A 26,822-nucleotide genomic window follows, 5' to 3' on the forward strand; every position below is an offset into this window, starting at 1 on the left:
AATATCTAAGAAAGAAACGAAATATGAAAAAATATTTGTTATTCATAATGTCCGGTATGCTCATGACATCTTGTCTTGACACCATCGTACTGCCTAAAGATATCATCATAGATGAGGATTATTGGCAGAACAGAGAGCAGGCACAGGCGATGGTAAATGGAGCATACAAGCAGATGGTTACTGATGCGGTTGTCAAAAGGATGATTGTCTGGGGTGATTACCGTTCCGATGAAATGAATTATGAAACTGTACAGGATCTTTCCGGTAACAGTGTATGGGCTGATCTGCAGAAAATAAGCCTTGGAAATATCGACAGTGACAATCAGTTCTCTGTATGGAGCGATGTATATAGTGTGATAAACAAATGCAACATCGTATTGGAAAAGGCTCCGGGCGTTGTAAGCATCGACCCGGCATATACAATGGAGACGTTCAACACAGACAAGTCTCAGATGCTTGCATTGCGCTCATTGTGTTATTTCTATCTTGTACGCGCTTATCGTGACGTGCCTTTTACCACTGTTGCATATCTTAACAGTTCTCAGGACAGAAATGTTGCACAGTCGGCTCCTGCGGATGTGCTTGACAGATGTATTTCCGATTTGGAGGAGGCGTTGAAGTCTCCTATTTCTTCTTCCGGTTATAATGACTGGCGTCGTGTAGGCATTATCACAGAGGATGGTATCAAGGCTATCCTTGCCGATATACATTTATGGAAGGCGTCTGTAATGCACAGCGAGGATGATTATCGTAAGTGTATTCAGTATTGTGATGATATCATAGCCTCAAAGAAGGCTGCGTCTTTGGCAGGAGACGGTGGCTTCGGTCCGGGGGCTTCTACCACTTCCGAATATCCTTTGATAGGAACAACTTTTGCCCGTCGTGAGTTGTTTGTCATAGGAAACTCTTCCGAAAGTATCTTTGAATTGCAGATGACCGGAACTAACGATGTCAGCACTGCAATAAAGGATATGTATTTTGTTATAGACAAAAAGAATTTCGGTGCAGTCATGGCTACCAAGATTTTCGGAACCATAGGAAGTGAAAGCGGTGATAATGCCACTGTCTATACAACAAATATGGACAACCGTTATCTTGAAAACTGTTATGGAGTGGGAGATGCCGATGCATCGGCATTTGATATAAGAAAAATGGTGGATGCAAATCCTAATGAATTTGCACCTTCAGATACAAAGCGTGATCCTTACAAGCTCAGTGCGCATAATGCTTCTGCGGTCAACAGGCCTACTTTGGACAGATATGGTCAGAACTGGATTGTATACCGTTTGGCAGATATCATGCTGATGAAGGCCGAGGCACTTGTACAGCTTGCCGCCGACGGTGCGCTTACTGCGGATGATGATAACCTGACAGAGGCTTTCAATCTTGTTGATGCGGTGAACAGACGTTCTCTTGCAAAACTGGATGACGCCAATGTATTGAAGATTTCCTCATACACCGATAAGGAGAGCATGGAACAACTTGTTCTTTGTGAGCGTCAGCGTGAGCTGTGTTTTGAAGGAAAACGCTGGTTTGACCTTATGCGTTACAATTACAGGCATATCACTCCCGTTGACTATACCAAGACTATGTTTGATATTTCAGGTGATACGTATAATGAGGATCTTTTCCCGTCAAACTATTCCGGTTTCACAAATCTTGTAAGACGCAAATATCTTGAAAACGGTGTGGCCATTATGGCAAAGATGGGTAGGGAGCCGTTCCTTTACTTCCCTGTGCCTAATTCTGATATGAAAGTTAATCCTCTTCTCCATCAGAATCCCGCATATTCAGAAGGTGACAAGTATGTAAAGAATTAAATATTAAAAGAATATGAACAACAATATATTGAAATCAATATTCAAGGCTGCCGGCATGATTGCGGTACCGGCTTGTCTCACCCTTTCGGCTTGTACGGCTGAACCGGATGATTCGAACCTTTATACGTTTACCGGCCAGACCATTGAGGATTATATCGTTGCCAATGAGGCAGACTACAGCAGCTTCAACTATATTCTGCAGCGTTCAGGATATGACAGACTGTTGCGTACATACGGTACATATACCTGCTTCCTGCCCGATAATAAGGCAGTGCAGAATTATATAGACAGTCTGTACGATGATGAGAAGAATATAAGAATACCTCACAACGGTATGACGGAAAAATCGCTGGAGGGTCTTACCGACAGTTTGTGTGCAGACATCGCAAAGTTCCATCTTGCAGGTTCTGTTTACAAGACTATAGAGCTTGAGACTTCCGGACGCTCTGTTCTTACACTTCTTGGACGTACCATTATAACGGCACTTAGTGAGAAGGGTATTTCGCTTAATGACGGTTCTTTGATTCTAAATGGAAAGGCAAACAGAGACATCGAGGTAGAGAACGGTGTTATACATCTTATAAACAGTGTTATTCCACGTTCCAACAGTCTCGTATCAAGTGAGATAAAAGACAATGAGATGTTTTCCATCTTCAGTCAGGCTCTCGACCTTACAGGTCTTGCCGACTCGCTTGAGGCGGAGAAGAAGGACATAAAACTCCAGATGCCTACCCGTAAGGCCACTTATTATACTCCCACAGAGTGTAAGCTTGGTTTCACTGTGTTTGCAGAGCCGGATTCAATATTGAAAAAGTATGGGATAGAAGATATTAACGGACTGATTGCCAGGGCTAATGACTGGTATGCCAAATGTGCTACTGGCACTTCCGCATCCGCAGATCAGGGATGGTATGATTACTATAGAAACAACAATATTGAGGTAAGTACCGGTGATGACTATACAAGTCCGTATAACGCATTGAACATGTTTGTGCGTTATCACATACTGAAGAGTGCTGTTAACCAGTTCAACCTCACCACCGACTTCAATGTTTACAGGCAAGCAGGTTATAACGGTGATACATACGAGTATTATGAGACGATGCTTCCCAAGACATTGATAAAGATATGGAGAGTGGATAGCGAAAAGGAAACCTATATAAACCGCTATCGTGCGAATAATACCCTTACTGACGGTCTTGAGACGATGGGTTCTGCCAGTATGCATGAGTTAATCCGTAAGGGTGTGAAGATTCAGGTGAATAAAGTAATGCAGCCTCTCAACGGTTTCATTTATCCGATTGACGATATCCTTCTTTATGAGAGTTATGTTCCTCAGGGTGTATTGCACGAGCGTATGCGTTTCGATGCATTGGCTCTTCTGCCTGAAACCATGAACAACGGTCTGAGAGGTCTTTCATACGCTGAGCTTCAGTCTTTGAGCGGCAATAGTGAAGATACGCGTGTACGATTCCCTGTAAACTATTTCGACAATGTGAGAGTTTACAATGGCGACCTTACAAAGATAGACATGAATTTTATTCAGAATAAGGGAACCGGTAACAACTTCCTCTTATACAAAGGAGACTCTTTCCAGGGAATGGGTGCATACGACCTGGCAATAAAGTTGCCGCCCGTGCCGGACGGTGAATATGAGATTCGTCTTGACGTGACAACGTTTGGTATACGTGGAAGTATGCTTCAATATTATCTTGGAACAAGCAGCGAGCTGAGCGATCTTCAGGCTGTTGATATTCCTATCGATATGCGTATGAACAGTACGCAATATGGAACCACAAAAGAGGAACAGGACCCACGTCTTACTGCAATCGGCTATACAAGTTTGAAGGCAGAAGACTCTGAAGAGGATTATGCGGATAAAGGTCTTACTTCAGACCGTGAGATGCGTATTCACGGATATATGCGTGGACCGTTGTCAGTGACAAAGGAAGGACAGGACATGAGCCAGCGTTTCGCATGCTACTCATTACGACGTATTCTCGTGAAGAAAAATCTTACGCAGCGTGATTACTGGATACGCCTGAAGACAGTGCTTCCTGAAGTGACGGAGGGTAAGTATCAGCTTGACTATATCGAGATAGTTCCTCTGGATGTTGTCCAGCATCCGCGTTATCTTGAGGATATGTATTAAGATTTTTCTCATATAATGAAATTTTATAGTATATGAATAATAAGAAATATATATATGGCATGATGGCGGCAGCGACACTGCTTGCCGCATCATGCTCAGACTTTGACGACTACAACAAGGCTTATACGGAAGCTTCTGTAGGAAGCCAGCGCACACTGTGGGAGAACATAAAGGAAAATAAAGACTTGTCACAGTTTGCCGAGCTTGTGGTAAAGGCCGGGTTTGCAAATAATTTGAACAGTTCACGTTCTTATACGGTATGGGCTCCGTTAAATGATTCGTTTGATTACAGTAAATATCTGTCTATGGACAGTGCTGCATTGAGAAAGACGTTTGTTGAGAATCATATAGCAAACTTCAACCATGCCATGACGGGAGAGACTGTTGACAAGCGTGTACACACCTTGAATAACAAATCCTATCAGTTGGTATCGGATGGAGACGGATATCTCTTTGACGGAAAGAATATGACCAGTGGGACAGGTATTCCCAGTGTTAACGGTACATTGCATACAATAAGCGGAGTAGCGGATTTTCTACCAAACATTTATGAGTCTTTGGAGAATTACAAGGAAACAGAAACAGACTCTATCTATAGCTATTTTATGAAGTTCAAGACTTCTGTGCTTGATGTGAATAACAGTATCGAGGGACCTATTGTAAACGGTAAGCAGACCTATATAGATTCCGTGATGATAGAGAGTAACGACCTTTTTGGAAGATATATGCTGGATGCCGATATCTCAAACGAAGACAGTAGTTATACGTTGATATTGCCGACCAACAAGGCATATATAGAAACTTATAAAAAGATAAAGGAGTGTTACAAACTTCCCAAGACAATATTCTGGAAAGAGATTTCCTCCCAATATAATGGTGTGGCTCCTAATGACTCACGTTATGAGGTAGAGACAGAAAACATCACGGCAGAGCAGGTTCAGGATTCCCTGTCAAGACTGCTTCTTGTTACTCCCCTTACTCTGAGCAACAACAATACATATAACCTTTGGGTTACAGACAGGGAAGATGCATGGCAGAGGGACACGTTGAGATCTACAGTTGGAGTGACCATGCCAAACGGTCCGGAGATAATAAACGACCATCTTGTAGGCGAACCTATGGAGATGAGTAATGGTTTTGTAAGAATAGTGGACTCTCTTGCCTACAGACCATGGAATATTTGGAACCCAGCGATAAGTGTTTCTCTGCATAATCCAAGAATGAGACCGTATGTTAACGGTACGGCGGCATCGGTGTCTACAATAACCGTTCATCCGGATAATATTGATATGGATAAAATAGGGAATATTTTCGGTAGCAATGGCATGCAGTCGATTTACACTTCTTATCTTGATTTCCGTCCCGGCTCAAGCGGTGACAGGGCAAAGCCTGAAGCATATTTCTATTTGGATAATATACGCTCTACCACATATAATGTCTATGTGGTGTTCGTGCCGGCGCGTTATGATAAAACCACCAAGAATACACCGGAAAAGAATTACAAAATTTCTCTTCAGTTCTGTTACGGTAACGGACAAAAGACTGTGGTCGACCCCAAGATGACAATCGAGAGTACAGATTCTAACAGTGTGCAGATGGTGAAAGCACCGAAGACTGTCACATTCCCGTATTCATACGCTGTTGCGAAAGACTGTTATCCGTACGTGAAACTGCAGAGCGAACGTAGTACAATCAGCCAAAAGGAATGGGCAAAATATGACAATCATCTGCGTATTGCCGCAATAATTCTGCGTCCGGTGGAATACGATGAATATTTAAACTCTTTAAACTCTAAGGAATAATTATGAAGCGCACAATATTTAATATCCAGAAATCGTTTCTCAGAAACGCTCTTTGCCTGACAATGATTTGGCTTGCCATGCCTGTTGCCGCTCAGGACTACATGGATGACGAGGAGCCCGTTGCCGCTCCGAAGAAGCCTGTGGTATATAAAGAGAAGTATCCTTTGATGACAGTCAAGGGTAAGGTATTCGACGAGGCCTCTAAAAAGCCTTTAGGCGGTGTTCAGTTGAAGACATTGAACAATGCACGTTATACTGCTATGACCGATGAAGACGGTTCGTTCAGTATCAAGGTGCCTGTGTTCACCACTGCACTTTATGTGTATACTCCTGATTATCTGTCTCAGCAGGTTGCCATATCGGGTGATACGACACGTATGGTGAGCATCTATATGATTAACGATAAGTTCAAGAGCATGTATGCCGACGGTACTACAATCACTTCCCAGAGAAGTTTCACGTCTTCAGCCACGAATAATCTCACAGTAGACAATGAGATACAGTCTCAGCTTGGTGCTGACATACGTTCAATCCAACGTTCCGCTGCTCCGGCTATAGGTAACAGTTCGTTCATCCGCGGTATAAGTTCTATAAATTCAAACTCACAGCCTCTTGTAATTGTAGATGGTATTGAGCTTGATCAGCAGCTTTATCGTGAGGCGCTTCATACCGGACAGTTCAATAACATGCTTGGTACGGTTATGCCAGCGGATATCGACAAGGTGACTGTATTGAAGAACGGTACGGCTCTTTACGGTGCGCGTGGTGCCAACGGTGTAATTCTTATTGATACCAAACGCGGTCACTCAATGGCCACACGTATTGAGGCAAACATTTCTGTCGGACTCAGCCTTATACCGAAGCTTCCTACAATGATGGATGCCACACAGTATAGAAACTATGCCACAGAAATGATGGGTACCATTCCGGAGCTTGCCAATTCAAAATTGAACTTCAAGTTCCTAAATGATGATCCCACATACTATTATTACCACATGTATCACAACAACACAGATTGGAGTGACGAGGCTTACCGTACAGGACTGACCCAAAACTATAGCATAAACGTACAGGGTGGTGACGATGTAGGTATGTATAACCTGTCAGTGGGATATGTTGACGGAAAAAGTACAGCCGAGGGTAATGACTACGACCGTATGAACGTCCGTTTCAATACCGATATAGATGTGTTCCGCAAGCTTAAGACAAAGTTTGACCTGTCTATCTCGCGTTCCACAAGTTCTGTCTTTGATGACGGTATACAGTCTGATTTTACAACAGCCACTCCTACTTCACCGACATTCCTTTCACTTATAAAGTCACCGTTGGTTACTCCATATCAGTATAACCACTATCTTGGTGGTTTCTCCGGTTTGTTGAGTGACAGTGATGATTTGTTCACAAGTTTCGACAGCAATTCGTCTCTTGCAAATCCCACGGCTATTCTTAAGATAGGTGAGGGTGAGAACAAGAACTATGCTGAGAACACAAACTTCCAGGTTAAGCTTGAACCGACATATAAGATAACCAATGACTTGTCTGTAACAACATTGATAAACTATTCTCTTAACAGGCATTCACAGCGTTATTTCCGTCCTACACAGGGTGTGCCGGTATTCAAGGTGGCCGAGATGGGTACGGTGATGAGCAAGTTCTCCACATTGTTCTCCAACGAGACCAATATCGTAAGCAACACTCATGTTGACTATACTCATTCATTCGGTGCACACTATCTGAAGGCATACGCAGGTTTTAAATACAGCTATTTCTCATATAAGAGCGATGTGTTGTCTACACAATACAGAAGTGCTCAGAATGACAAGAACCCTACCATAACTGCAAACAAGAATAATTTCAACTATGCTTCAGGCGTTAATGATGTATGGAAGCAGATGCAGTGGTATGGCAATGTAGACTATAACTACATGAACCGCTATTTCCTTACGTTATCACTTCTTGGTGAGGCAAACAGCCGTTTTGGTGAGAATTGCGACGGTCTGGGCCTCTTTGGCGTCCAGTGGGCGATTTTCCCGAGCATACAGGCCGGATGGGTTGTAAGTAATGAGAAATGGTTCCCGAAGAACTCAGGTATTAATTATCTGCGTATTAATGCCGGATATGACATCAGCGGCAATGATGACATTGATATAACTGCAGCACGTTCGATTTTCTCTGTTGTCAAGTTCCTGGATATTGCCAACGGTCTTCAGTTGACAAATATCGGTAACGATAAGATACAGTGGGAGAATACAAAGAAGTTCAATGTCGGTTTTGAGGCTAACATGCTTCACAACAGGCTGTCTGTAGCTTTCGACTACTTTATCAACAAGACGGACAATCTGCTTACCATACAGAGATTCAAGGATCCTATCGCCGGTATCAACCATTATTGGACCAATGGCGGTGAGTTGAAGAACACAGGTTTTGAACTTGCCGTATCCGGCAAGCCTGTTGTATCGAAAGACTGGAATGTAGAGGTCGGAGCAACTGTCGGACATTACAAGAATGAGGTCGTTTCATTGCCTGAAGGTGATTATGTCTCTTCCATTTACGGTACAGACAACATCATCACTTCTGTCGGCAATCCTGTTGCCATGTTCTACGGATACAAGACTGACGGTGTTTTGGCATCAGACGCTGCCGCAAGAACTGCAAATAAAGATGGCGACGACTATCTTTATATGAAAGATGCATCAGGCAACAAGCAGGCGTTCAAGGCTGGTGACATGCGATTTGTTGACATCGACGGTGATGGATTCATCACTGAGAGCGACCGTACTATCATAGGTGATCCGAATCCAGATGCTTACGGTAATATCTTTGCAAACGTAAGCTGGAAGAACTTCACGCTGAGCATGAACTTCAACTATAGCATAGGTAATGATGTATACAACTATCAGCGCATGATTCTCAATTCCGGAAGCAATTTCTACAATCAGCAGGTCGCAATGACAAACCACTGGCGTTATGAAGGTCAGGAGACTTCCATGCCACGTATCAACTATGGCGATCCGATGGCTAACAACCGCTTCAGCGACCGTTGGATAGAGGACGGCAGCTATTTGAGGCTGAAGACTCTGCGTCTGACATACCGTGTGCCTGTCAATTTCTCATGGTTGCAGGGCGTAAGTGTATGGGCAGAGGGCGTAAACCTGTTCACTCTGACAAAATATCTCGGTAGCGACCCTGAGTTCAGCGTAAACAACAGCGCGATGTATCAGGGCATAGACTGCGGTAATCTGGCACAGGGACGTGCATTTACCTTCGGATTAAAGATAAACCTCTAAAACAATTCGACAAATATGAAAAAGATTATATTATTCATCGCAGGCATGATGGCACTTTCTGTGTCATCGTGCAGCGATATGCTTGAAGTTGAGAGCGACAGATATCTGACCAATCCGGATATCAACCAAAAGACAGACTCCTTGTTTTATGCATGGGGTATAATGCAGGCCATGCAGGAAGCTGCCGATATGTATGTTCTTCAGAATGAAATGCGTGGTGAGCTTGTCACTCCGACGGCTGAATATGCAAGCGAGCATCTGAAGGCATTGGCAAATTATTCTGCCACTACTGCGAACAAATATGACAGTGCATACGTCTACTATAGGGTGATAAACAACTGCAACTATTATCTTGCGCATCGTGATACAACCCTTCTTGACGGAAGTTATAATGTGACGCGTCAGGAGTATGCGGCAGTGATGAGTTTCCGTGCATGGGCTTATCTGCAGCTTGCACGCCAGTATGGCAATGTTCCGTTCTTCACCGAACCTTTGAACAACATCAGCCAGATTGAGAACAATGATTTTCCTGTTCTTGATATCAAGGGGGTGGTTGAAAGACTGATTCCCGATTTGGAAGAATATACCGGTGAACTTGTTCCGAGCTATGGACTAATTACCAGTTCTGTATATTCAAAGAATCTTTATATTCCTGTAGATATTATGCTCGGTGAGCTTTATCTGGAGCTTGGCGGAAGCCGTGAAAACTATATTCTTGCCGCACAGCACTATCACAAATATCTGTTTAATAATCCTATTACTACTATTTCAGAGAAGATACTTTCACAATTTAATCCTCATAATTTGATGGATAATACAAAATTCCCCGCGAATTTTTCCGGAGGTCTTATTAATGGAGCGGGAAGTATCAGATTTCATTCGTGGGTCGATTTCTCCAGGACCAGTGGTTTGGGTTTGATAACAGAAATAGCGATGGCCAATAACAAGCAGGAAGGAAAGATTACCACATTGTCCGAATTGTTTGGCTATGACTTGTATTCGATAGACGAAACCGGTATTGATAAGTTTGCAGAGACAGAAATTCAGCTTATTCCTTCTCAGGCGTACAATACATTGGCAGACAGTTCATATTATTATTATGTGAAGGCTCCTACCGACGGATTTGACTTGAGCCGTTATCGCTTTAAGGGTGGTGACCAGCGTCGTTGGGCACGTTTGACCCGTGTTCCAAGGGATGCCTATAACCAGTATTGTCTTAATACTTACATGTCACCGAATATTATTCTTTACAAACGTTCGACAGTATGGTTGCATCTTGCTGAGGCCTTTAACCGTGCCGGTCATCCGGATCTGGCATTTGCCATACTTAAGGATGGTATTTCTTCTGATTTGCTGACAGCATCTTATATTACTTCGGAAAGCTTGGAGTTATTGCAGACAGAGGTTCCGTTCCTCAGTGTTGCAGGTCAGGAAGTGTTCAAGGGAAAAGAAGGCGGTATACATAGCTACGGATGTAGCGATGCGAAAGGAATTGAAGGTTTCTATTCTGCATATCAGATGTATCAGGTTGTAAGCGATAAGATTGCGGAATTGAGAAAGACTTTCAATCTTCCTGTACTTAATCCGGAGTATAAGTCTCTTGACGGTAGTAATGACGGTTATACAGCTGATCTGTTGGCGAATCAGACCTTGTTTGAAGAAACATATAATAAAGAAGAGATTATCAATGCCGTCGAGGATCTGCTTTGTGACGAGTATGCCATGGAATCAGCCTTTGAGGGCAATCGTTTCTCTGACCTTTCACGTCTGGCACGTCGCAAGAATGCTTCCTCGGTAGAAGGATATCCGACAAACTTCGGTGGTTTGTGGTTTGCCGGTAAGCTGGCTACTAACAACCCGGTGAAGGATCTTACGGTAGAGGCTAACTGGTATCTGCCTTTCAAATAAACAGGTATTGTTCTGTCAATTGAATAGTCAGGTATTCAATGAATAAGGATGAAGAAGGTGTACACTGAATATTTGGTGCGCACCTTTTTCTTTATATTTAAAATAAAAAGCAAAATAAGAGATTATGAAATCTATGAAAAGAATTTTTTCGACAATGTCCTTGATGTCTCTTGCCGTATCTCTTTCCGCGCAGACCTCAAGAACGTTTACTGTAAACCTCACTCCCGACGGTGATGCAAATATGCAGGTGTTTCTGCCTGAAACCCCGTCGGGTAAAGCCGTGGTAGACTGTCCCGGTGGCGGATACTCTCATCTTTCCATGCAGAATGAAGGTACCGACTGGGCAAAATATTTCAATGGGCAGGGTATCGCCTTTTGCGTATTGAAGTACAGGATGCCCAAGGGGGACCGCACGATACCTGTCGGTGATGCCCAAAAAGCGATAAAGACGGTGCGCGACAGTGCGGAAGCATGGCACGTAAGTCCGTATGATGTGGGTATCATGGGCTTTTCTGCCGGCGGTCATCTTGCCTCTACTGTTGCCACCCATGCCCCGATAGAGTCGCGTCCGGATTTCCAGATTCTTTTCTATCCGGTTATTTCCATGGATGAGAAAGTTACACACAAAGGCTCGGTTGTCGGTTTTCTTGGCGACCACCGTACAGACGGCAAGCTTGTGAAGGAATTTTCCAACGACAAGCAGGTGCGCCGTCATGTCACCCCTCCTGCAATTCTCCTAATGGCCGGTGACGACCGTGCCGTGCCTATCCTCACCAACGGCTTGCCGTACTATGAGGCATTGCGTCGTGCGGGAGTGCCTGCTTCATTGCATATCTATCCTGCCGGTGGTCATGGTTTCGGATTTCGTAATACATTTGCATATCATACCCAGATGCTTTCCGAACTGTCGCAGTGGCTTAAAACACTTGGCAGTGTGAAGGCAGACGCCAAGCGTGTGGCCTGTATAGGCAACAGCATAACCGACGGTCATGGCATAGACCTTTCCGATGTTAACGGCTATCCGGCCCAACTGCAGAAGATTCTTGGCAACGGATATGCCGTCAGGAACTTCGGTGTCAGCGGACGTACGATGCTGAACAACGGAAACCGTCCTTATATGAAGGAGAAAGCCTGGGCCGAGGCAAAGGCCTTCAATCCGGACATCGTTGTGATAAAGCTTGGCACCAACGACAGCAAGCCATGTAACTGGGACTCATACGGCAAGGAATTCACCAAGGATATGCAGCAGATGATAGACGAGCTGAAGGCTCTGCCTGCAAAGCCGAAGATATATTTGTGCTGTCCTATAGCTTCTTCAAATAAGGGTAAGGCAGATGACAAGAATCTTATACGCGACTCTATCGTTGTGGCGGATGTCATTCCGGCAATAAGGAAAGTGGCAAAGAAAAACAAACTTACCGTCATAGACCTTCACGATGTCGTAAAGCAAGGATCGGATGAAATGTTGCGTGACGCAATACATCCAACAGCCAAAGGTGCGGGGAAAATAGCAAGAAAGGTTGCAGAGACGATAATTCTTTAGATTAACTTCCTTTTCATGAAAGGTGGAATATAATGGTATTTATTTTATTGGGGAAGGGATAAACGGTTCTTTTTTATGGTATCCCGTATGCAGTAAAGTAAGGATTTGTCCGGATTGTCATGAATTCGGAGAATAAACAGTAAATATTAAAAGTGTATTTAGCCTGAATACACTTTTAATATTTGCCGTCCGTCATTTTTTCCTGTATTTCATTTTTCGCCATGGTAATATTCAGGCAAGTTTGACATTGCCATCCGGCTTGTCGAACACGTTCCGTTTGTTGCATTCGTCCACGAGTATGGATGGCGGCCTTCGGTACATTTTATATTTAATACATCCATAATGCATGTATTCATGACACATCGCTTTGCGATGCGGATGGTGTGTATAATGAATCGGGATATTGGGCGTTCACATCCTGTTTGTCGCCTGACACATGCCGAAGGCATGTCCTTACTCGGGGAAGGGCATTCTCATTTATGTGCGATGTATTGTATCAGACAACCTAATCCTCCGAGGATTCTCCGTTGACGCATTTGCCTTTCACTTTTACCCCGACCGGTTATCGGATTTGGACTGGAAAACGTACGATTTTACCGGATAATGTACTTTTCCCCCTTTATATAATATACATATATATCTATATTTGCAGCATAAAAACACTTGAAGGAAATAACTGAAAACTAATGATAAGATGAAAAAATTGACTTTATGCTTTCTCCTTTCGGTCATGACGGCCGGAGGGATGTATGCCCAGCGCATACAGCAGCCTTTAGGCAGAGGTGTCGTTGCTGTCACCGACAATGCACGGCAGGATGTGCTCGTCACCTGGAGGAAACTGGCCCAGGAACCTGACGGATGTACATACAACCTGTACAAGCGCAGCAACGGCGGTGGTTATACAAAGGTAAATACCGAACCTATAACGAAAACCAACTATCAGACAACGCGCTCTGTCATTCCCTACGACACAGAACTTGCCGTCACATACGTAAAAGACGGTGTGGAAAGTAAGATGAGCAATCCTTTTCTTTTCAAGAAGCAAGCCTATAAGGATGTTTTCTTTGATTTCAATTTTGAGACAAAGGTTCTCAATCCCAATGATTATAAGGCAAAGTATGTATGGCCGATGGATCTTGACGGCAACGGTGAGTTTGACGCAGTTCTTGTAGACCGTCTGTATGCCGGGGCTGTTGAGATTGATCCGGATGCAGGCGGTAGCGGCACCGGTGGCGGCATGACAGGCACGTCTCATAAACTGCAGGCATACAAGCTTGACGGCACCTGTCTGTGGACTATCGACATGGGACCGAATGTGGATATCTGTGCGGGACAGAATGACATGGTCGTTGCATACGATATCAACTGCGACGGCAAGTGCGAAGTGATCATAAAAACCTCTGACGGTACCCGTTTCTGGGATGCGGCCAACAACACGTGGGGCAAATATGCCATGGGCAGCAGCGTTGCCGACACCGATGGTGACGGTATCGTTGACTACCGCGGTGACGGTACTGTTGGTCAGACAAAGCGCAATCCTCCATTTTATGTGTCTGTTGTCGATGCCGCAACAGGTGCGGAGATAGAGTGCAGCGAACTGAAATATTCAGAGGTCACTGACGGTGTCGACAGCTATGGCCGTGACAACCGCAAAGACTATATGGATGATAACTACGGAACCGAATATGCTTTCATGTGCGGTCATTTCGGTATATGCTATTTCGACGGTGTTCATCCTTCACTTGTGATGAAATGCCTGAACCGTACCAAATCAGACCGTTCGCATCACGATTATGTGTTTGTGTGGAGTTACGACTGGAATCAGGGACGGCCTGCAAACTGGCATCACAGCTATACGTGGAGCCGCAACGACAAGACACCGTGGCCCGCAGAGTTCCATTCCATGCGTGTGGCCGATGTCGACGGTGACGGTATCGACGATATGATTCAAGGCGGCTATGCCGTCAATCCGGTTAAAGGAATGGTATATTCGGCCGGTATAGGCCATGGCGACCGTTTCCGTGTCAGCGATATAGATCCGGAGCGTCCCGGCATGGAGGTCTTTGCCATACAGCAGAGTAATCTTCTCGGACAGATACTTTATGATGCGGCAACAGGCAAGCCGATAAAGGAATGGTATCTGCCGACGGTCACTGATGTGGCACGCGGTGAGTGTATGGACGTTGACCCCGACCACAAAGGTTATGAGATATTCAGCACCATGCAGAATCTTTACGACTGTCATGGGGATGTTATAAAGAGCGGTGACACTCCTTTCCCGACAGAAGGAATCTGGTGGGACGGCAACTTACAGCGTGAGATGCTCTCTTCTCCGGGCGGTAGCGGCTATGGTACGAACGCTATGGTACAGACATACGGTGGTACGCGTCTGTATGAGTTCTCCAAGGCCAGCGAATGGGCCGTACATACCGGATGGGCCATCCGTCCGGCTTTCTTTGGCGACATCACCGGAGACTGGCGTGAAGAGGTGATACTCATGAAGCAGAATGCCGACACGAGTACAGGTCTTGTGGGATATTCCACGGACATTCCTACAGACTACAGCATATATACACTTCAGGAAGATCCTCACTACCGTCTTGACTGCACTACACGCGGATATTATCAGAGCCCGAACACATCGTTCTATCTCGGTGGTGACATGCCGGCACCTCCCGTTCCTCCGGTAATGGTTGCCGACCTGAGGTGGAGCAACGGTGCGTCATGGACGGCCGGAGGCGGCGGCTTTACATCATACGACCAGACATCCGCACAAGGCTATGCCGATGGAAAATCTGTGATATTCGATATAAGCGGCGAGTGCGGCCGGCCTATAGAAATCACTGGAAATATTGCTCCGAAGGCAGTGTATATAATGAATCCGGCAGGGCACGACTATACTTTCGGAGGACAGGGCGTTCTAACCTGTGACATGGAGCTTGTCAAATCTATGCTCGGTACGGCAACGATAAACAATAATCTTGTAAGTACCGGAAATGTCGTCATCAGTGAAGGCACGCTTGTGCTTAATGGAACAGTGGATGCTCCTATCGGCCTGCGTGCCAAGGGAACGCTTGCCGGAACAGGTACTGTAAACGGAAGCATGACCTTTGAAGGCGCGCTTAACTATCAGGGGTGCCGTATAATGCCGGGAACTGATGCCGACATATACGGAACACTCATTTTCGGACAGAGTCTTGTCATCCCCGGTAATGTATATATAGAGGTGAATGCCGCCGGTGGTAAGGCATCGCATATAAAGGTGAACGGTGATCTGACCTTTGCCGGTGACAACACATTTACCGTGGATTCGCGTGAAGAAAAGCTTATGGCCGGACGTTATCTGCTTGCCGAATGCACGGGAAAGCTTACGGCCGAGCCTGCAGACATCCTTACTATAGGTCTTGAGGGATACGACTTCGACATTACTGTGGAGAATGGAAACAGTCTCGTTCTGACAGTCAATGCCACACGTGCCCCGCAGAAGGATGTGGCGTGGACAGGAAACGAGAGTGGCCTGTGGGACTATAAGGCAAAGAATTTCGTTGCCGGCGGCAACAGTACAGCATTTGTTTCCGGTGACGAGGTGGTGTTTGGTGATGAGGCTTCTGTAAGAGACATCACAGTAGACAATCTTGTGAAGACAAAAGGTGTGACCTTTGATTTCGACAATGGTGTGTATACGCTAAGCGGTGATGGAGGTATCAGCGGTGAAGGCGCGTTGACCAAAAACGGCCGTGGCGAACTGAAGATAAATCTTCGCGGAAGCGACTATACCGGTGCGACGGTAATAAATGAAGGAACAGTAACTGTTTCAGACCTCAGCGATGGCGGTGTTGCCGGTCCGTTGGGCGCAGCCTCTTCAGATGAAGGTTTCTTCCGAATGAATGGCGGTACACTGAAAGTCACGGCAGACAATGTATCAACCAACCATATTGTCACTCTTACCGACACATCGGCCGTTAACGTGACAAACGCCAAAGGTTCCGTGTCGTTCAAGAATATAGTGAAAGGCAGCGGTTATCTTGTGAAGGATGGTCCGGGCCAACTGAATTTCAACTATGCCGGGGAATCTCCGTTTGCCGGTATGATAATAAAGAAGGGTATCGTTGCCCAGGGCGACTGGCGCGCGACTTTCGGACGCAAAGGTTCTCCGATGGTGCTTGCCGGCGGTGAGGTAAACCTTATCGACATGAACAATTCGAGCACACGGCCGATATTCGATTATTCCGTGACGGTAGAGGAGGGTACCTCAAGTGTTATCAAAGGCACGACACGCGGTGCCGTGAACGGGACATTCAAAGGCAAGGGCCGTCTTACCATTGTGTCTACGGGAGTGCGCAGCGATGTAGGCGGAAACTTCTCCGCCTTTGAGGGAACACTTGTTGCCAATGGAGGTAATTTCCGTCTGATGGACAACGTGACCGATATGCGCAAGACAACATTCGAACTCGATCCTGGAGCAGTTGTCGGACATTACGCTTCCAACGGTTCGAGTGCAAAAGGAGTCACGACAAAGATCGGTGCGTTGCAGTCGACGGCAACAGATTGTAAGCTTGGCAACGGCTCCGATACATACGAGGTGGGATATAACAACGAGAACACTACATATTCCGGCCTTCTCACGGCCAAGAACATATATAAATATGGTAAGGGTGTGCTCACACTGAAAGGTAATGGCAGCACATCGCCTGTGACCGTAGCGGAGGGAACGCTCCAGCTCAGCAACAGCGCTCTTGCATCTAATGCGTTCTCTTCAGGCACGGTGGTCGTGAGAGAAGGCGCGGTGTTGACAGGTAACGGTTGTGCGTCACGTGTCAACTGTATGAAGGGTGGTGTTGTTGCAGCGGGTCTGAATGGCGGCTACGGTACATTTAAAGCCACTTCTACCGTGTCGATGCGTGAGGGCAGCACTCTGATTGTTAAGGTCGGAAAGAGCAGTTCCGGCTCTGCCGCTAATGATAAGTTCAAGTTTGACGGTGCGACGACACATTCCGGTGACACTATTCTTATCAGGGTGTCTGCTGACCGTGTGCTTACAGAAGGCGAAACTGTCACAGTATTTACAGGAAGCGGTGCGAACAACGGAACATACGTTCTGAAGACCGAATGCGGGACACATACGGTTGAATGGGATGATTCTCGCCTGCTTTCCGATGGCGTGCTTACGGTAAAAGCCCTTACCGGCATCAAAGGCATTGTCGCAGATGACACGCTTGTCGATGTTTACAGCGTTGACGGTATTAAGATTCGCGGAAATGTACGTAATGACGAGGCTCTTGACGGACTTGGTTCAGGAGTATACATTATTAACGGTGAGAAAGTAATAAAGAAATAATATCGCATTTCATGACAATAAAAAGAATATTATATACAGCTATTGCCCTCATAATCGGGGGCAATGCTGTTTCTGCCCAGAAACCGGCCGATGTGTTCATCTATGCCGGACAGTCAAATGCCGACGGCCGTGTATATAACAGTGAATTGCCTGTATATCTGAAGCAGGGATACGATTGTCTGCATTTTGCAAATGTCACGAGTTCGAGTGACGGTAAGTTTGGTACCAGAACCTTTGAAAACCGCAGCGGACGTTGGGCATTCTGTGATGTGACCAACTATTTTATAGAGCAGGCCCTTAAGGAAGATTTCTATGCGTTGAAGTGTACGTACGGAGGTACGGCCATCGACACAGCCGCCACATACGCCCATTTGCCGGTATGGTGTGCCGATGAGAAATGGATAGCAAAAAACAATGCTTATCGAGGCAATATAGATGAGGGTCGCTCATTAACAAAATCGCTCACCGAAGGTCTTGCCGACTGTGCGGACGTCACGCTGTGCAGACTTGATAAGGGATATGACGTGAAGGCTATAATGTGGCATCAGGGAGAGAGCGACAGAAGCAAGGCCGGAAATTATTACAAGAATTTCAAGGATATGATAAATTATATGCGCAATGCCGTTTATCAGATTACCGGACGTGAGAAGGACAAGACGCTGCCGTTTATCTTCGGAACAGTTTCGCGCAACAGCAAACAGTATAGCAGCGGAGTTGAAGAGGCCCAAAAGCGTGTGGCGGCAGAACTTCCAAACGTATACTATATAGATATGAGCGATGCCGGCCTGCGTTCCGATGCCTTGCATTTTGACTCGGCCTGGACGGAGTACCTTGGCAAGAAGATGTATAATATGCTTGTGGCCCATGAGATTATTGATGGTCAGGAGCTGGAAGTGGAGAAACCTCATATTCCGAGCGCAAGCGATACGCTTAAGGTAGAGGCCGAGCGTTCATGGATGTTCACGGAAGAATGGGAAAGTGAGGCCGTTAGCGCACTTGAGACGGATGCTGACTGGCCAATGTTCCAGAAGCTCGGTCACCGTTATTCAAAGTCGATGTCTGTGGAGCAGGAGTTGGCGGCCTCCGGCAACTATATTTTCCCGAAGACAAAGGGACTGTTTTTCAAATGCTCTTCAGGAAACCGTATCATTATAAATCCCGGCAAGTATCTTTGTTTCTATGGCGACAATCTTTATATGAAAGTGCCTAAGGTCTCTCCCGGTCAGACGGTTACCATAGTGACGGAGTCGGCAAAAGGCGAGCGCGGACTGACCACTGACAGCGGTGAGTATCTTGAGTTAGTGAGCGGAGGGATAAAATCCACTGGCAAAGTAACGAACGTGTGGCGCGTGAAGGAATCATTAAAGGAGCCTGTCGATCTTATATTCCATTCCAATGGTGGCGCCATTTATGTATATAGTATTGAAATAACGTCTCCTTATGTACAGATACTGGTCGGTGCAGATGGCAAGGTCATGTTTAGCAGCGACAAGGCATGTTGCATTAAGCCTTATTCCGATTTGGTGAAGGCATACGTGGCTGTAGGATATGATGAGAAAAACGATGTGCTTGCTCTTGAGCAGACAGACACGATACCGGCCAATACAGGCGTACTCTTGATAGGTGAGGAATGTATGATAGGTGCGCCGGAAATAAAGACAGATACAGTGATCGGGCGCAATTTGTTTGTGGCAGTGCCGGGTGAGAAAGAGATACCGGCTGTCGAGATACGTGATGGGATTGCATATTGCAATTATGTGTTGCGCACGGTAGATGGAGTCTCGGACTTTCATAAACTCAAATCAGTATATACCTTGGAAGGGCAGGCCTATTTGCAGATGCCGGAGACGGACAGGGATGTGATAAAGATAGACGACGGTATTACGGGTATGACCTTTATTGTCGGTGAAAACTTTAAGACCGGTCGCTGGTATGATATCACCGGCAAAGAAGTATCCAGGCCTTCAAAAGGATTGTTTATAAACGGAGGACGTAAGTATTTATTCAAATAAGATATTAAAATGGTAAATTACAGATTTTTTCTTCTTTCGATATTGATGTGCTGCTTGGGAGTGATGGCCCGCAAACCGGCCGATGTGTTCATCTATGCCGGACAGTCAAATTCCGACGGCCGCGCATTTGTAAGCTCGCTTCCCGATTATCTTAAGGGTGATTGTCCGTACAGATATTTGAGATTTGCCAACGTCACGACTTCGTCTGACGGAAAATTCGGCATGCGCAAGTTTGATAATCCCAAAGGACGTTTCGCATTCTGCGATGTAACGAACTATTGGATAGAGAAGGCGTTGAAGAGAGATTTTTATGCTGTGAAGTGTACCTACGGAGGTACGGCCATCGACACTCTTGCCACTCTTCCGAAGCGTCCCGTATGGTGTGCCGACAGTGAGTGGATATCCCGTAATAATGCCCACCGCGGTGACATCACCACCGGCAAGTCGCTGACAAAGTCGCTCACGGAAGGATTTGCCGATTGCGTGAACGTCACTCTGAGCCGTCTTGACGGAGGGTATGACGTGAAGGCAATAATGTGGCACCAGGGGGAGAGCGACAGAAAGAAGGCCGGACATTATTACAAGAACTTTAAGGATATGATTCTTTACATGCGCAACGCCATATATGCCGTCACGGGTGATGAGGCCGACAAGACGCTTCCGTTTATTTTCGGCACAGTGCCGCATAAGAGCAAGCAGTACAGTCGTGAGGTGGAGGAGGCCCAGAAGCGTGTGGCGGCGGAGCTTCCGAATGTATACTGTATCGATCTGAGCTATGTAGGCCTGCTTGACGACCAGTTGCATTTCGACGGTCCATGGACGGAATATGTAGGAAAGCTGATGTATAACAAGCTTGTCGAACTGAAGCTTGTGAAGGGAAAGGCCTTGAAAGTCAGGAGGCCCAATTGAATCAGGTGTATGGAATATCCTGTCAAGTAAATATATAGCCAGGAGAGGGGACTTTTTACTTGACAGGATATTATGTGGTGATTGCGGTCCTGTAAAAAAGTATTGCTCATTCAGCTTGCTTGAAACCTTCGTACTGTTGCCCTCATCCACGGGTAGGGACGTGCCTTTGGCACGTGTCATGCGGTAAGACATCCCATGCTGAATGGATTTCATGACACATCGCACAGCGATGTCCCTACTTGTGGAAGATATTTCACATCGCTTATTCATTTTTCCCAAGCCCTTCGTATTATCATTCTCATCCTATATGTAGGGACGTGCCTTTGGCACGTGTCATAGGTGTTGACATGAAAGTATGACAAAATACTGTACACATTGCTTCGCGATGTGAAGAAACCCGTCCGATTCTCCGAAGGGAATGAAAAAAGGTATATGCAAATAAAAATGCCGGCATGGGTATGCTCCCGTGCCGGCAGATATGAAGATGGAATATTGTTTCTTATTTCATTTCGAGATACTGGACTTTGTCCATGTCTCCGTAGTCGAGGTTTTCTCCGCCCATACCCCAAATGAACATGTAGTTGCTTGTGGCTGATGCGCAGTGTACGCTCCATTCGGGCGACATTATGGCCTGCTCGTTGTGCAGCCATACCACGCGTGTCTCGTCAGGCTCGCCCATGAAGTGTGCCACGGCATTGCCCTCGGGCAGGTTGAAATAATAGTATGCCTCTACGCGTCGTGAGTGAGTGTGTGCTGGCATTGTGTTCCATACAGAGCCGGGAGCAAGTTCAGTAAGTCCCATCTGCAACTGGCAGGGGCCTCCCTTACCGCCGTTCTTCTCTGAGAGAACGTTGTTTACTATGAGCTGGTTGATTACGCGGTCGTTGCTCTCTTCCATCTTTCCTGCACGGAAGCTGTTTGAGTTGAGACATTTGAGTTTCTTTGCACGTGCGGCATCGTTGCACACGATCATCTGCGTGGGATATTCCTTGTGGGCTGTAGTCGAGTTGAGATACAGTTTTGCAGGATTGGCGGCATCCTTGCTTGCGAATGTTATTTCCTTAGAGCCGCGTCCGACATAGAGCGCGTCTTTAAACTCCAGTTCATATTTTTTCCCGTCTACGGTTACGATTGCCGTACCTTTGCTTGTGTTTATCACTCCAAGCTCACGGTTGAAGCAGAAGAAAGGAGCCTTCAGAGGGTCTATGGTCTCGAGTTTCAGGACCTTGCCTACAGGCATCGCACCACCGTATACCACGCGGTCGTACATAGAGTATGTGAAATGGATTTTGTCTGCCTCCATCACTTTCTCCATTGTGAACGCGCTGCGCAGTCTCTGTGTGTCGTAGGTCTTTACGTCCTGCGGGTTGCATGCAGTCTGGATTGTGTAGTCTGTCTGTGCCTGTGCGGCCATTGCTCCGGCAATGATTGCCGCTGATAGAAATAGTTTTTTCATATTTTTGTTTTGCTGTTTTTGATTGCTGTCTCTGTTTTTTTATTCTGTTTCCTCTTCGCGGTTGTTCTTTGTCTCACGCATGATGTTTCTGCGGTTGAGCAGCATCATTCCAATCGTGATGACGGCGAGTATTGCCGGACCGGCATATTTTATTGTCACGCTCAGATGGTATATCACCCAGCAGAACAGGGCAGATGCAAAGTCGAGTGCGCCCGCTCCTTCGAATCCTCCGGGAATTTTCACTGCGGTATCCTGTGTCTTGGCGTAAACATCGGTGGCTGCGGCTGTGAAGGCCGGTGCGAGGTCTGTCACGAAGTATACTCCGATGATGAGTGCCACGAGTCCTATTACGAATGTCTTGAACACGTTGCCTTTTGTGATAGGAAGCACGAGTGGGAAAAGGTAGAACATGCCTGCAAGCGATGCCAGCGGCAGGAATTTGTTGCCGGGCAATACGAATGAAAGAATGATGATTACAGGTATGAGAAGAATTGAAACAACGAGAGTCACGGGATGGCCGATCACCAAAGCGGGGCTCATTCCGATGTTGAATCCTGAAGAGTTCTTCATTTTCCGTGCGATAAGCTCTTTTGTAGCCTCGGATATAGGCTTAAGGCCTTCGATGAACAGTCCTGTGATTCTGGGGATAAGTTCCATTACGGCTCCCATTTTCACACCGAGCATAAGAACCTTCGGGAGCTCGTATTTGGCGAACACACCGATGATTACTCCAACCACCACGCCAAGGAATAGCGGTTCTCCGAAGAGACCGAATTTCTTTTTCATGCCTTCCGCGTCGATGTCAATCTTGTTGATGCCTGGAATCTTGTCCATGGCTTTGTTGAGGATTACCGCAAACGGCACGAAGCTTGCGCAGAAAGGCTGCGGGATTGATATTCCGTCGAGGTCTTTATAGTAGCTTTGGAATTTCTTTGCCGTCATGTCTGCCACCACCAGTGTGATTATATAGCATACGATTGCAGCGCCGAATCCGTAATAGGTGTTGTCTGTGGCAAAGTATACCATTGCTCCTATGAATGCGAAGTGCCAGTAGTTCCATAGGTCGATGTTCACGGTTTTTGTGGTGCGTGTGAAAATCATAAGCAGGTTTACGGCAAGACATACGGGTATGATGAATGCTCCCACAGATGTGTTGTATGCCACACTTGCCGCTGCAGGCCATCCCATGTCGAACACTTGCAGTTCAAGGCCGAAACTTTCCACCACGGCTTTCAGCGCGGGACCCATCGAGTCGGTGAGCAGTGCCGTCACAACGGAGAGCCCGACAAAACCCACACCGACGTAAAGACCTGATTTCAGGGCCTTGCTGAACTTTATTCCAATACATACGCCTAATATCGTGAAGATGATAGGCATCATCACCGGTGCACCAAGCCCGACGATATAGCTAAAAACTTGTTCCATGTCTGTTTTGTATTTATTTTCTGATTAGTTTCGTAAGTATTTGTAATGATTGTGACGCGGGAAGAGGCAGCAGAGGAATGTCTGTTGTCTTTCTGTCTTTGCTAAAACGCGTGCAAATATAGTCAAAATTTCTGTCTTTTCCAATAAAACGCATGCTATTTTGCATAATTAGGGGCAGTGGTTATTATTGTTCCGTCGGGTGAAATTCCTTCCGCACTTACTTTTATGCGTGTTTCCTTGCTGTTGTTGTAGAACGTGGCAGTGAATTTCCCGTTCTCGTCAGGACGTGCGTTGGGATTCCAGTATAGTGTGCGGCGGTAGTCATCGGGAGATTGTGGCACCCGGGTGGAATAATCAGGCTGGTAGAAGCCGGCCGCTTCGTTGAAACCCTTCAGGACATAGTGGCGGTCGCGGAAAGTAGGCTGCACAGCGTTGTCGGCGAATGTTACAAGTTCTACGGTGGCATCGGGGCTGAATTCGTCGGTGACCATTGTAGAGTCTGCGTTTCTCGGCTCGAAATCGGTGAATACTTTGATGTCTTTCAGCCTTTTAAGTTTCAGTATTTCCATCAGTTCCCCGCTGCTTTTGTTGTTCCATGTGTTTTCTGCGTTTTCCATGTCGGGCTTGAAGTTACGGTAGTATGTGTAGTTGTCTATGCGTGCCGCCACGTTATACCGGTTGTACCGGTTCATGTTTCCGAAAAGAAACCGGCAAACCTGTTGCGGAAACTGGCGCATGTCCACTTTGCCGAAGCTCAGACCGTAGTCGGTAATGTCGTTGTAGATGTCGTATGCGTCTGTCATGAATGCGGGCTTTCTGTAGTCGATGGCTCTCTTGCCCCTGCGTTTGCCTTTCACGTTGACGTTCTGGAGCAGGTGCTCGTCGTTTTCCATCGACAGTTCGCTTAGGGTATCGGTGAAGGTAGGGAGAACATATTCGGGAGCATGGTCCTGATAATAGCTGTAAGGATTTGCCGATGTGGGGTATATCATGTCGCGCTTTACGAAATAGTCGGGATATGCGCTTTCATCGAGAATCTTCTTGTCGGCTCTTGATGTCATGTTCTTTTTCACGGAATCCTTTTCGCTGTATGCTTTCATGTTCAGTATGCTTGTTCCGTAGAACGGCGGAATTTCGAAGAGGAATCGTCCGCGGTTGTGTGTAAGTTGGGTGGATGCGGCAAAACCGCCTTCGAGAGCCACTTCTGCCTCGATCAGCACTTCGCGGCGCAGGTTCCCGTGGTTTACTCCGAGCTGGCTGTTGGCATCATTGATGCTTATAAAATCTATCACACCACCGTCTGATGCCTCAGTGCCTGTGGAAATATCGTCTGTGGATATCAGTCCGCGGTCGTCAGCTTCGCTGCCTGTAGCGGATATGTCCTCAGAATCTTTGTCGGTCTTGGTACCTCCGTAGCCTGTTCCGAATTTCCAGTTTGCTATCTCGTCAAGCTCAATCTCGTTTATTGATAGCATTTTATATACGCATCCCTCCACGGTCATTGTTTTCTCAGGAGTGTAGCGTCTGTTAAGATATGCAGTGTCGGCGAGTTCGTTCCAATTGTATTTTCGCCATCCCTGCACCATCATGAGAAGGTCGAGCGCTTCTTTGTGTGCCTCGTCCCCTGATTCGAAATAATAGGCGGGGTTTGCCACGAATCCTTTCAGCTCGCTGCCCAGCAGAAGGTCTGTCATGATGTTTCCGTCGTTGTAGGAAGGCTCGTCGGTGCGCGTGTCTCTGACGGCGACGGAGAATGTCTCCGGCACATCGCTGCATTTCATCGAAATGGAAATTTTCTCGTATGGCGCATACTGTTTCTTCATTTCGCTGTCTATTTCAATAATGTGGCCGTCATAGTCGTTGTTGTTCACGAAAAAAAGTCTGTCGGCCACGATACGTCCGTAGTCGGTAAATAGAGTGATGTCGTTCACTCCCGTCGGCAGGTCCGGCATGTCGATGGTGATGCTTCCAGTATGCGGAACGGCTACCTGCTGGAAATGTTTGAGTGCACCGCGGCATGTGACGGACAGCCCGTAGTTTGTTCCCTGTTCCATTTCAGCGGCATTGACGGTCACTTTTTTCCCATTCATTTTCATTGCCACTCCGCTTTTTTCCGCTTCAGGCAATCGGAATGTGTATTCCTTTCCGCGCCATGTGAATGAAGCGTACAGGCGTTCGTCACCAGGGGTAACGTTAAATGTGCCGCGTCCCATGTGCCGGGGCGTGGCAGAGATTCTTTCCGTGTCCTTGTTTTTCGTGTAAATGAATCCCTTGACATTTACGGCTGCGCCTTCTTGGTCGGTAATCTCGAAAGCCACTCTGTTTTCCACACCTTTCACAAGATGTCCGCCTTCGGGATAGAACGAGACATGCAGTTTCTCTGGCCGTGCCTTGCGTATGCGCTGGTGCGGCCGCTGGTACATGCGTTTGTATGTGAAGTCGCCTGCTTGGTCGGGTTTGCTGTATATAGGTATCACGCGTGAGTAAAGACCGTCCCATGCCCTGAAATAGTCTTTGGCCATTGCCTTGTTGTAAAAAAAGTAGGAGTCGTTTTTCGAGAATCTGCGCTCGTAGGCGTTGAAGTTGAGCATCCATCGTGTGTATGCCCTCAGCTCGTAGTATCCGGAATAGAGTGAGTCTTTAAGAGTGAAGTTTCCGCAACTGAAGCCCTTGTCGCTTACGATGATGTTTTGCCGTTCAACCAGAAAACCGTCGGGGGTGAGCAACTCCACATATAATATTCGGCTCATATCGGTGGGCTTGAAGTTGTCCGCCCTCACCACGTATGCCTTATACCATAGGGTGTCACCTACGAAGTAGCATGTGTTGTCGGTATGTATGTAAACTTTTTCCTGTATTGTCTCTGCAGATGATTTTTCCAGGGTCTGACGTATTGTCTCAAGTCCGTACGGCAGTGTTGGCGTGTCTTCGGCCGATGCCGGTGCGGAAAATCCGCATATAATAACGAATGAAAGGATAAGGTGTGTGGCTATTTTCATTTCTCAATTTTTTTGTTAGTACCGTTATTGGATAAAAACGCAGATAAATGGCTTTTATTATGTTGACATACAGATAAATTCGTTATTATACGGCATATCCTGCCACAAGGCAATATGTATGGTTTTTCCCAAAATCAAATGTCCGGTTTGTTTTTGATGGCCTATTTGTTT

Annotated in this window: 12 protein-coding genes; 9 read left to right on the forward strand and 3 right to left on the reverse strand. The window is 46.4% G+C overall.

Going from position 1 to position 26,822, the window contains the following annotated elements; genetic code table 11:
- Positions 1-23: 23 nt before the first annotated feature.
- The 9 genes from HPS56_RS06460 (at position 24) to HPS56_RS06500 (ending at position 20,771) form a co-directional block, all read left to right on the forward strand.
- The gene (locus HPS56_RS06460; protein ID WP_172275354.1) at positions 24-1,820 is read left to right on the forward strand and encodes a RagB/SusD family nutrient uptake outer membrane protein; all 1,797 of its coding nucleotides are present in this window, start codon (positions 24-26) and stop codon (positions 1,818-1,820) included.
- A gap of 13 nt (positions 1,821-1,833) precedes the next feature.
- Positions 1,834-3,972, forward strand: a complete 2,139-nt coding sequence (locus tag HPS56_RS06465; protein WP_172275355.1) for a fasciclin domain-containing protein — start codon at positions 1,834-1,836, stop codon at positions 3,970-3,972.
- A gap of 32 nt (positions 3,973-4,004) precedes the next feature.
- Complete coding sequence (locus HPS56_RS06470) at positions 4,005-5,774, forward strand: fasciclin domain-containing protein (protein ID WP_172275356.1); 1,770 nt, start codon at positions 4,005-4,007, stop codon at positions 5,772-5,774.
- 2 nt (positions 5,775-5,776) lie between these two features.
- On the forward strand, positions 5,777-9,061 hold the full coding sequence (locus HPS56_RS06475) for a SusC/RagA family TonB-linked outer membrane protein (RefSeq protein ID WP_172275357.1): 3,285 nt from the start codon (positions 5,777-5,779) through the stop codon (positions 9,059-9,061).
- Positions 9,062-9,076: 15 nt separating this feature from the next.
- Positions 9,077-10,969: a RagB/SusD family nutrient uptake outer membrane protein gene (locus HPS56_RS06480; protein WP_172275358.1), complete on the forward strand. Its 1,893-nt coding sequence runs from the start codon at positions 9,077-9,079 to the stop codon at positions 10,967-10,969.
- Positions 10,970-11,102: 133 nt separating this feature from the next.
- The gene (gene axeA1 / locus HPS56_RS06485; RefSeq protein ID WP_253952406.1) at positions 11,103-12,512 is read left to right on the forward strand and encodes an acetylxylan esterase AxeA1; all 1,410 of its coding nucleotides are present in this window, start codon (positions 11,103-11,105) and stop codon (positions 12,510-12,512) included.
- A 694-nt stretch (positions 12,513-13,206) separates the two neighbouring features.
- Complete coding sequence (locus tag HPS56_RS06490; protein WP_172275360.1) at positions 13,207-17,850, forward strand: rhamnogalacturonan lyase family protein; 4,644 nt, start codon at positions 13,207-13,209, stop codon at positions 17,848-17,850.
- An 11-nt stretch (positions 17,851-17,861) separates the two neighbouring features.
- Positions 17,862-19,862, forward strand: coding sequence for a sialate O-acetylesterase (locus HPS56_RS06495; RefSeq protein WP_172275361.1), 2,001 nt, complete (start codon positions 17,862-17,864; stop codon positions 19,860-19,862).
- 9 nt (positions 19,863-19,871) lie between these two features.
- Positions 19,872-20,771 carry a sialate O-acetylesterase gene (locus HPS56_RS06500; protein ID WP_172275362.1) on the forward strand — a complete coding sequence of 300 codons (900 nt, stop codon included), beginning with the start codon at positions 19,872-19,874 and terminating at the stop codon, positions 20,769-20,771.
- 499 nt (positions 20,772-21,270) lie between these two features.
- Here the strand turns inward: HPS56_RS06500 and kduI are convergent, their stop codons facing one another.
- From kduI to HPS56_RS06515, 3 genes are all read right to left on the reverse strand, one after another.
- Positions 21,271-22,227 (reverse strand): 5-dehydro-4-deoxy-D-glucuronate isomerase, encoded by a 957-nt coding sequence (kduI, locus tag HPS56_RS06505; protein ID WP_172275363.1) that lies wholly within the window; start codon positions 22,225-22,227, stop codon positions 21,271-21,273.
- Positions 22,228-22,266: 39 nt separating this feature from the next.
- Entirely contained in the window at positions 22,267-23,652 is a 1,386-nt protein-coding gene (locus tag HPS56_RS06510; protein ID WP_172275364.1) for a PTS galactitol transporter subunit IIC, read from the reverse strand.
- 155 nt (positions 23,653-23,807) lie between these two features.
- Positions 23,808-26,651, reverse strand: coding sequence for a hypothetical protein (locus tag HPS56_RS06515; RefSeq protein ID WP_172275365.1), 2,844 nt, complete (start codon positions 26,649-26,651; stop codon positions 23,808-23,810).
- Positions 26,652-26,822 lie beyond the last annotated feature (171 nt).

This window comes from Xylanibacter muris, assembly GCF_013166605.1.
Lineage (GTDB): Bacteria > Bacteroidota > Bacteroidia > Bacteroidales > Bacteroidaceae > Prevotella > Prevotella muris.

What these genes read in the sequence shown, in the direction of transcription:
- HPS56_RS06475 (WP_172275357.1), top strand. Translation starts at nt 5,777, where the DNA reads ATGAAGCGCACAATATTTAATATCCAGAAATCGTTTCTCAGAAACGCT.
- kduI (WP_172275363.1), bottom strand. Translation starts at nt 22,227, where the DNA reads ATGAAAAAACTATTTCTATCAGCGGCAATCATTGCCGGAGCAATGGCC.
- HPS56_RS06465 (WP_172275355.1), top strand. Translation starts at nt 1,834, where the DNA reads ATGAACAACAATATATTGAAATCAATATTCAAGGCTGCCGGCATGATT.
- HPS56_RS06480 (WP_172275358.1), top strand. Translation starts at nt 9,077, where the DNA reads ATGAAAAAGATTATATTATTCATCGCAGGCATGATGGCACTTTCTGTG.
- axeA1 (WP_253952406.1), top strand. Translation starts at nt 11,103, where the DNA reads ATGAAAAGAATTTTTTCGACAATGTCCTTGATGTCTCTTGCCGTATCT.
- HPS56_RS06500 (WP_172275362.1), top strand. Translation starts at nt 19,872, where the DNA reads ATGGTAAATTACAGATTTTTTCTTCTTTCGATATTGATGTGCTGCTTG.
- HPS56_RS06470 (WP_172275356.1), top strand. Translation starts at nt 4,005, where the DNA reads ATGAATAATAAGAAATATATATATGGCATGATGGCGGCAGCGACACTG.
- HPS56_RS06460 (WP_172275354.1), top strand. Translation starts at nt 24, where the DNA reads ATGAAAAAATATTTGTTATTCATAATGTCCGGTATGCTCATGACATCT.
- HPS56_RS06495 (WP_172275361.1), top strand. Translation starts at nt 17,862, where the DNA reads ATGACAATAAAAAGAATATTATATACAGCTATTGCCCTCATAATCGGG.
- HPS56_RS06510 (WP_172275364.1), bottom strand. Translation starts at nt 23,652, where the DNA reads ATGGAACAAGTTTTTAGCTATATCGTCGGGCTTGGTGCACCGGTGATG.
- HPS56_RS06515 (WP_172275365.1), bottom strand. Translation starts at nt 26,651, where the DNA reads ATGAAAATAGCCACACACCTTATCCTTTCATTCGTTATTATATGCGGA.
- HPS56_RS06490 (WP_172275360.1), top strand. Translation starts at nt 13,207, where the DNA reads ATGAAAAAATTGACTTTATGCTTTCTCCTTTCGGTCATGACGGCCGGA.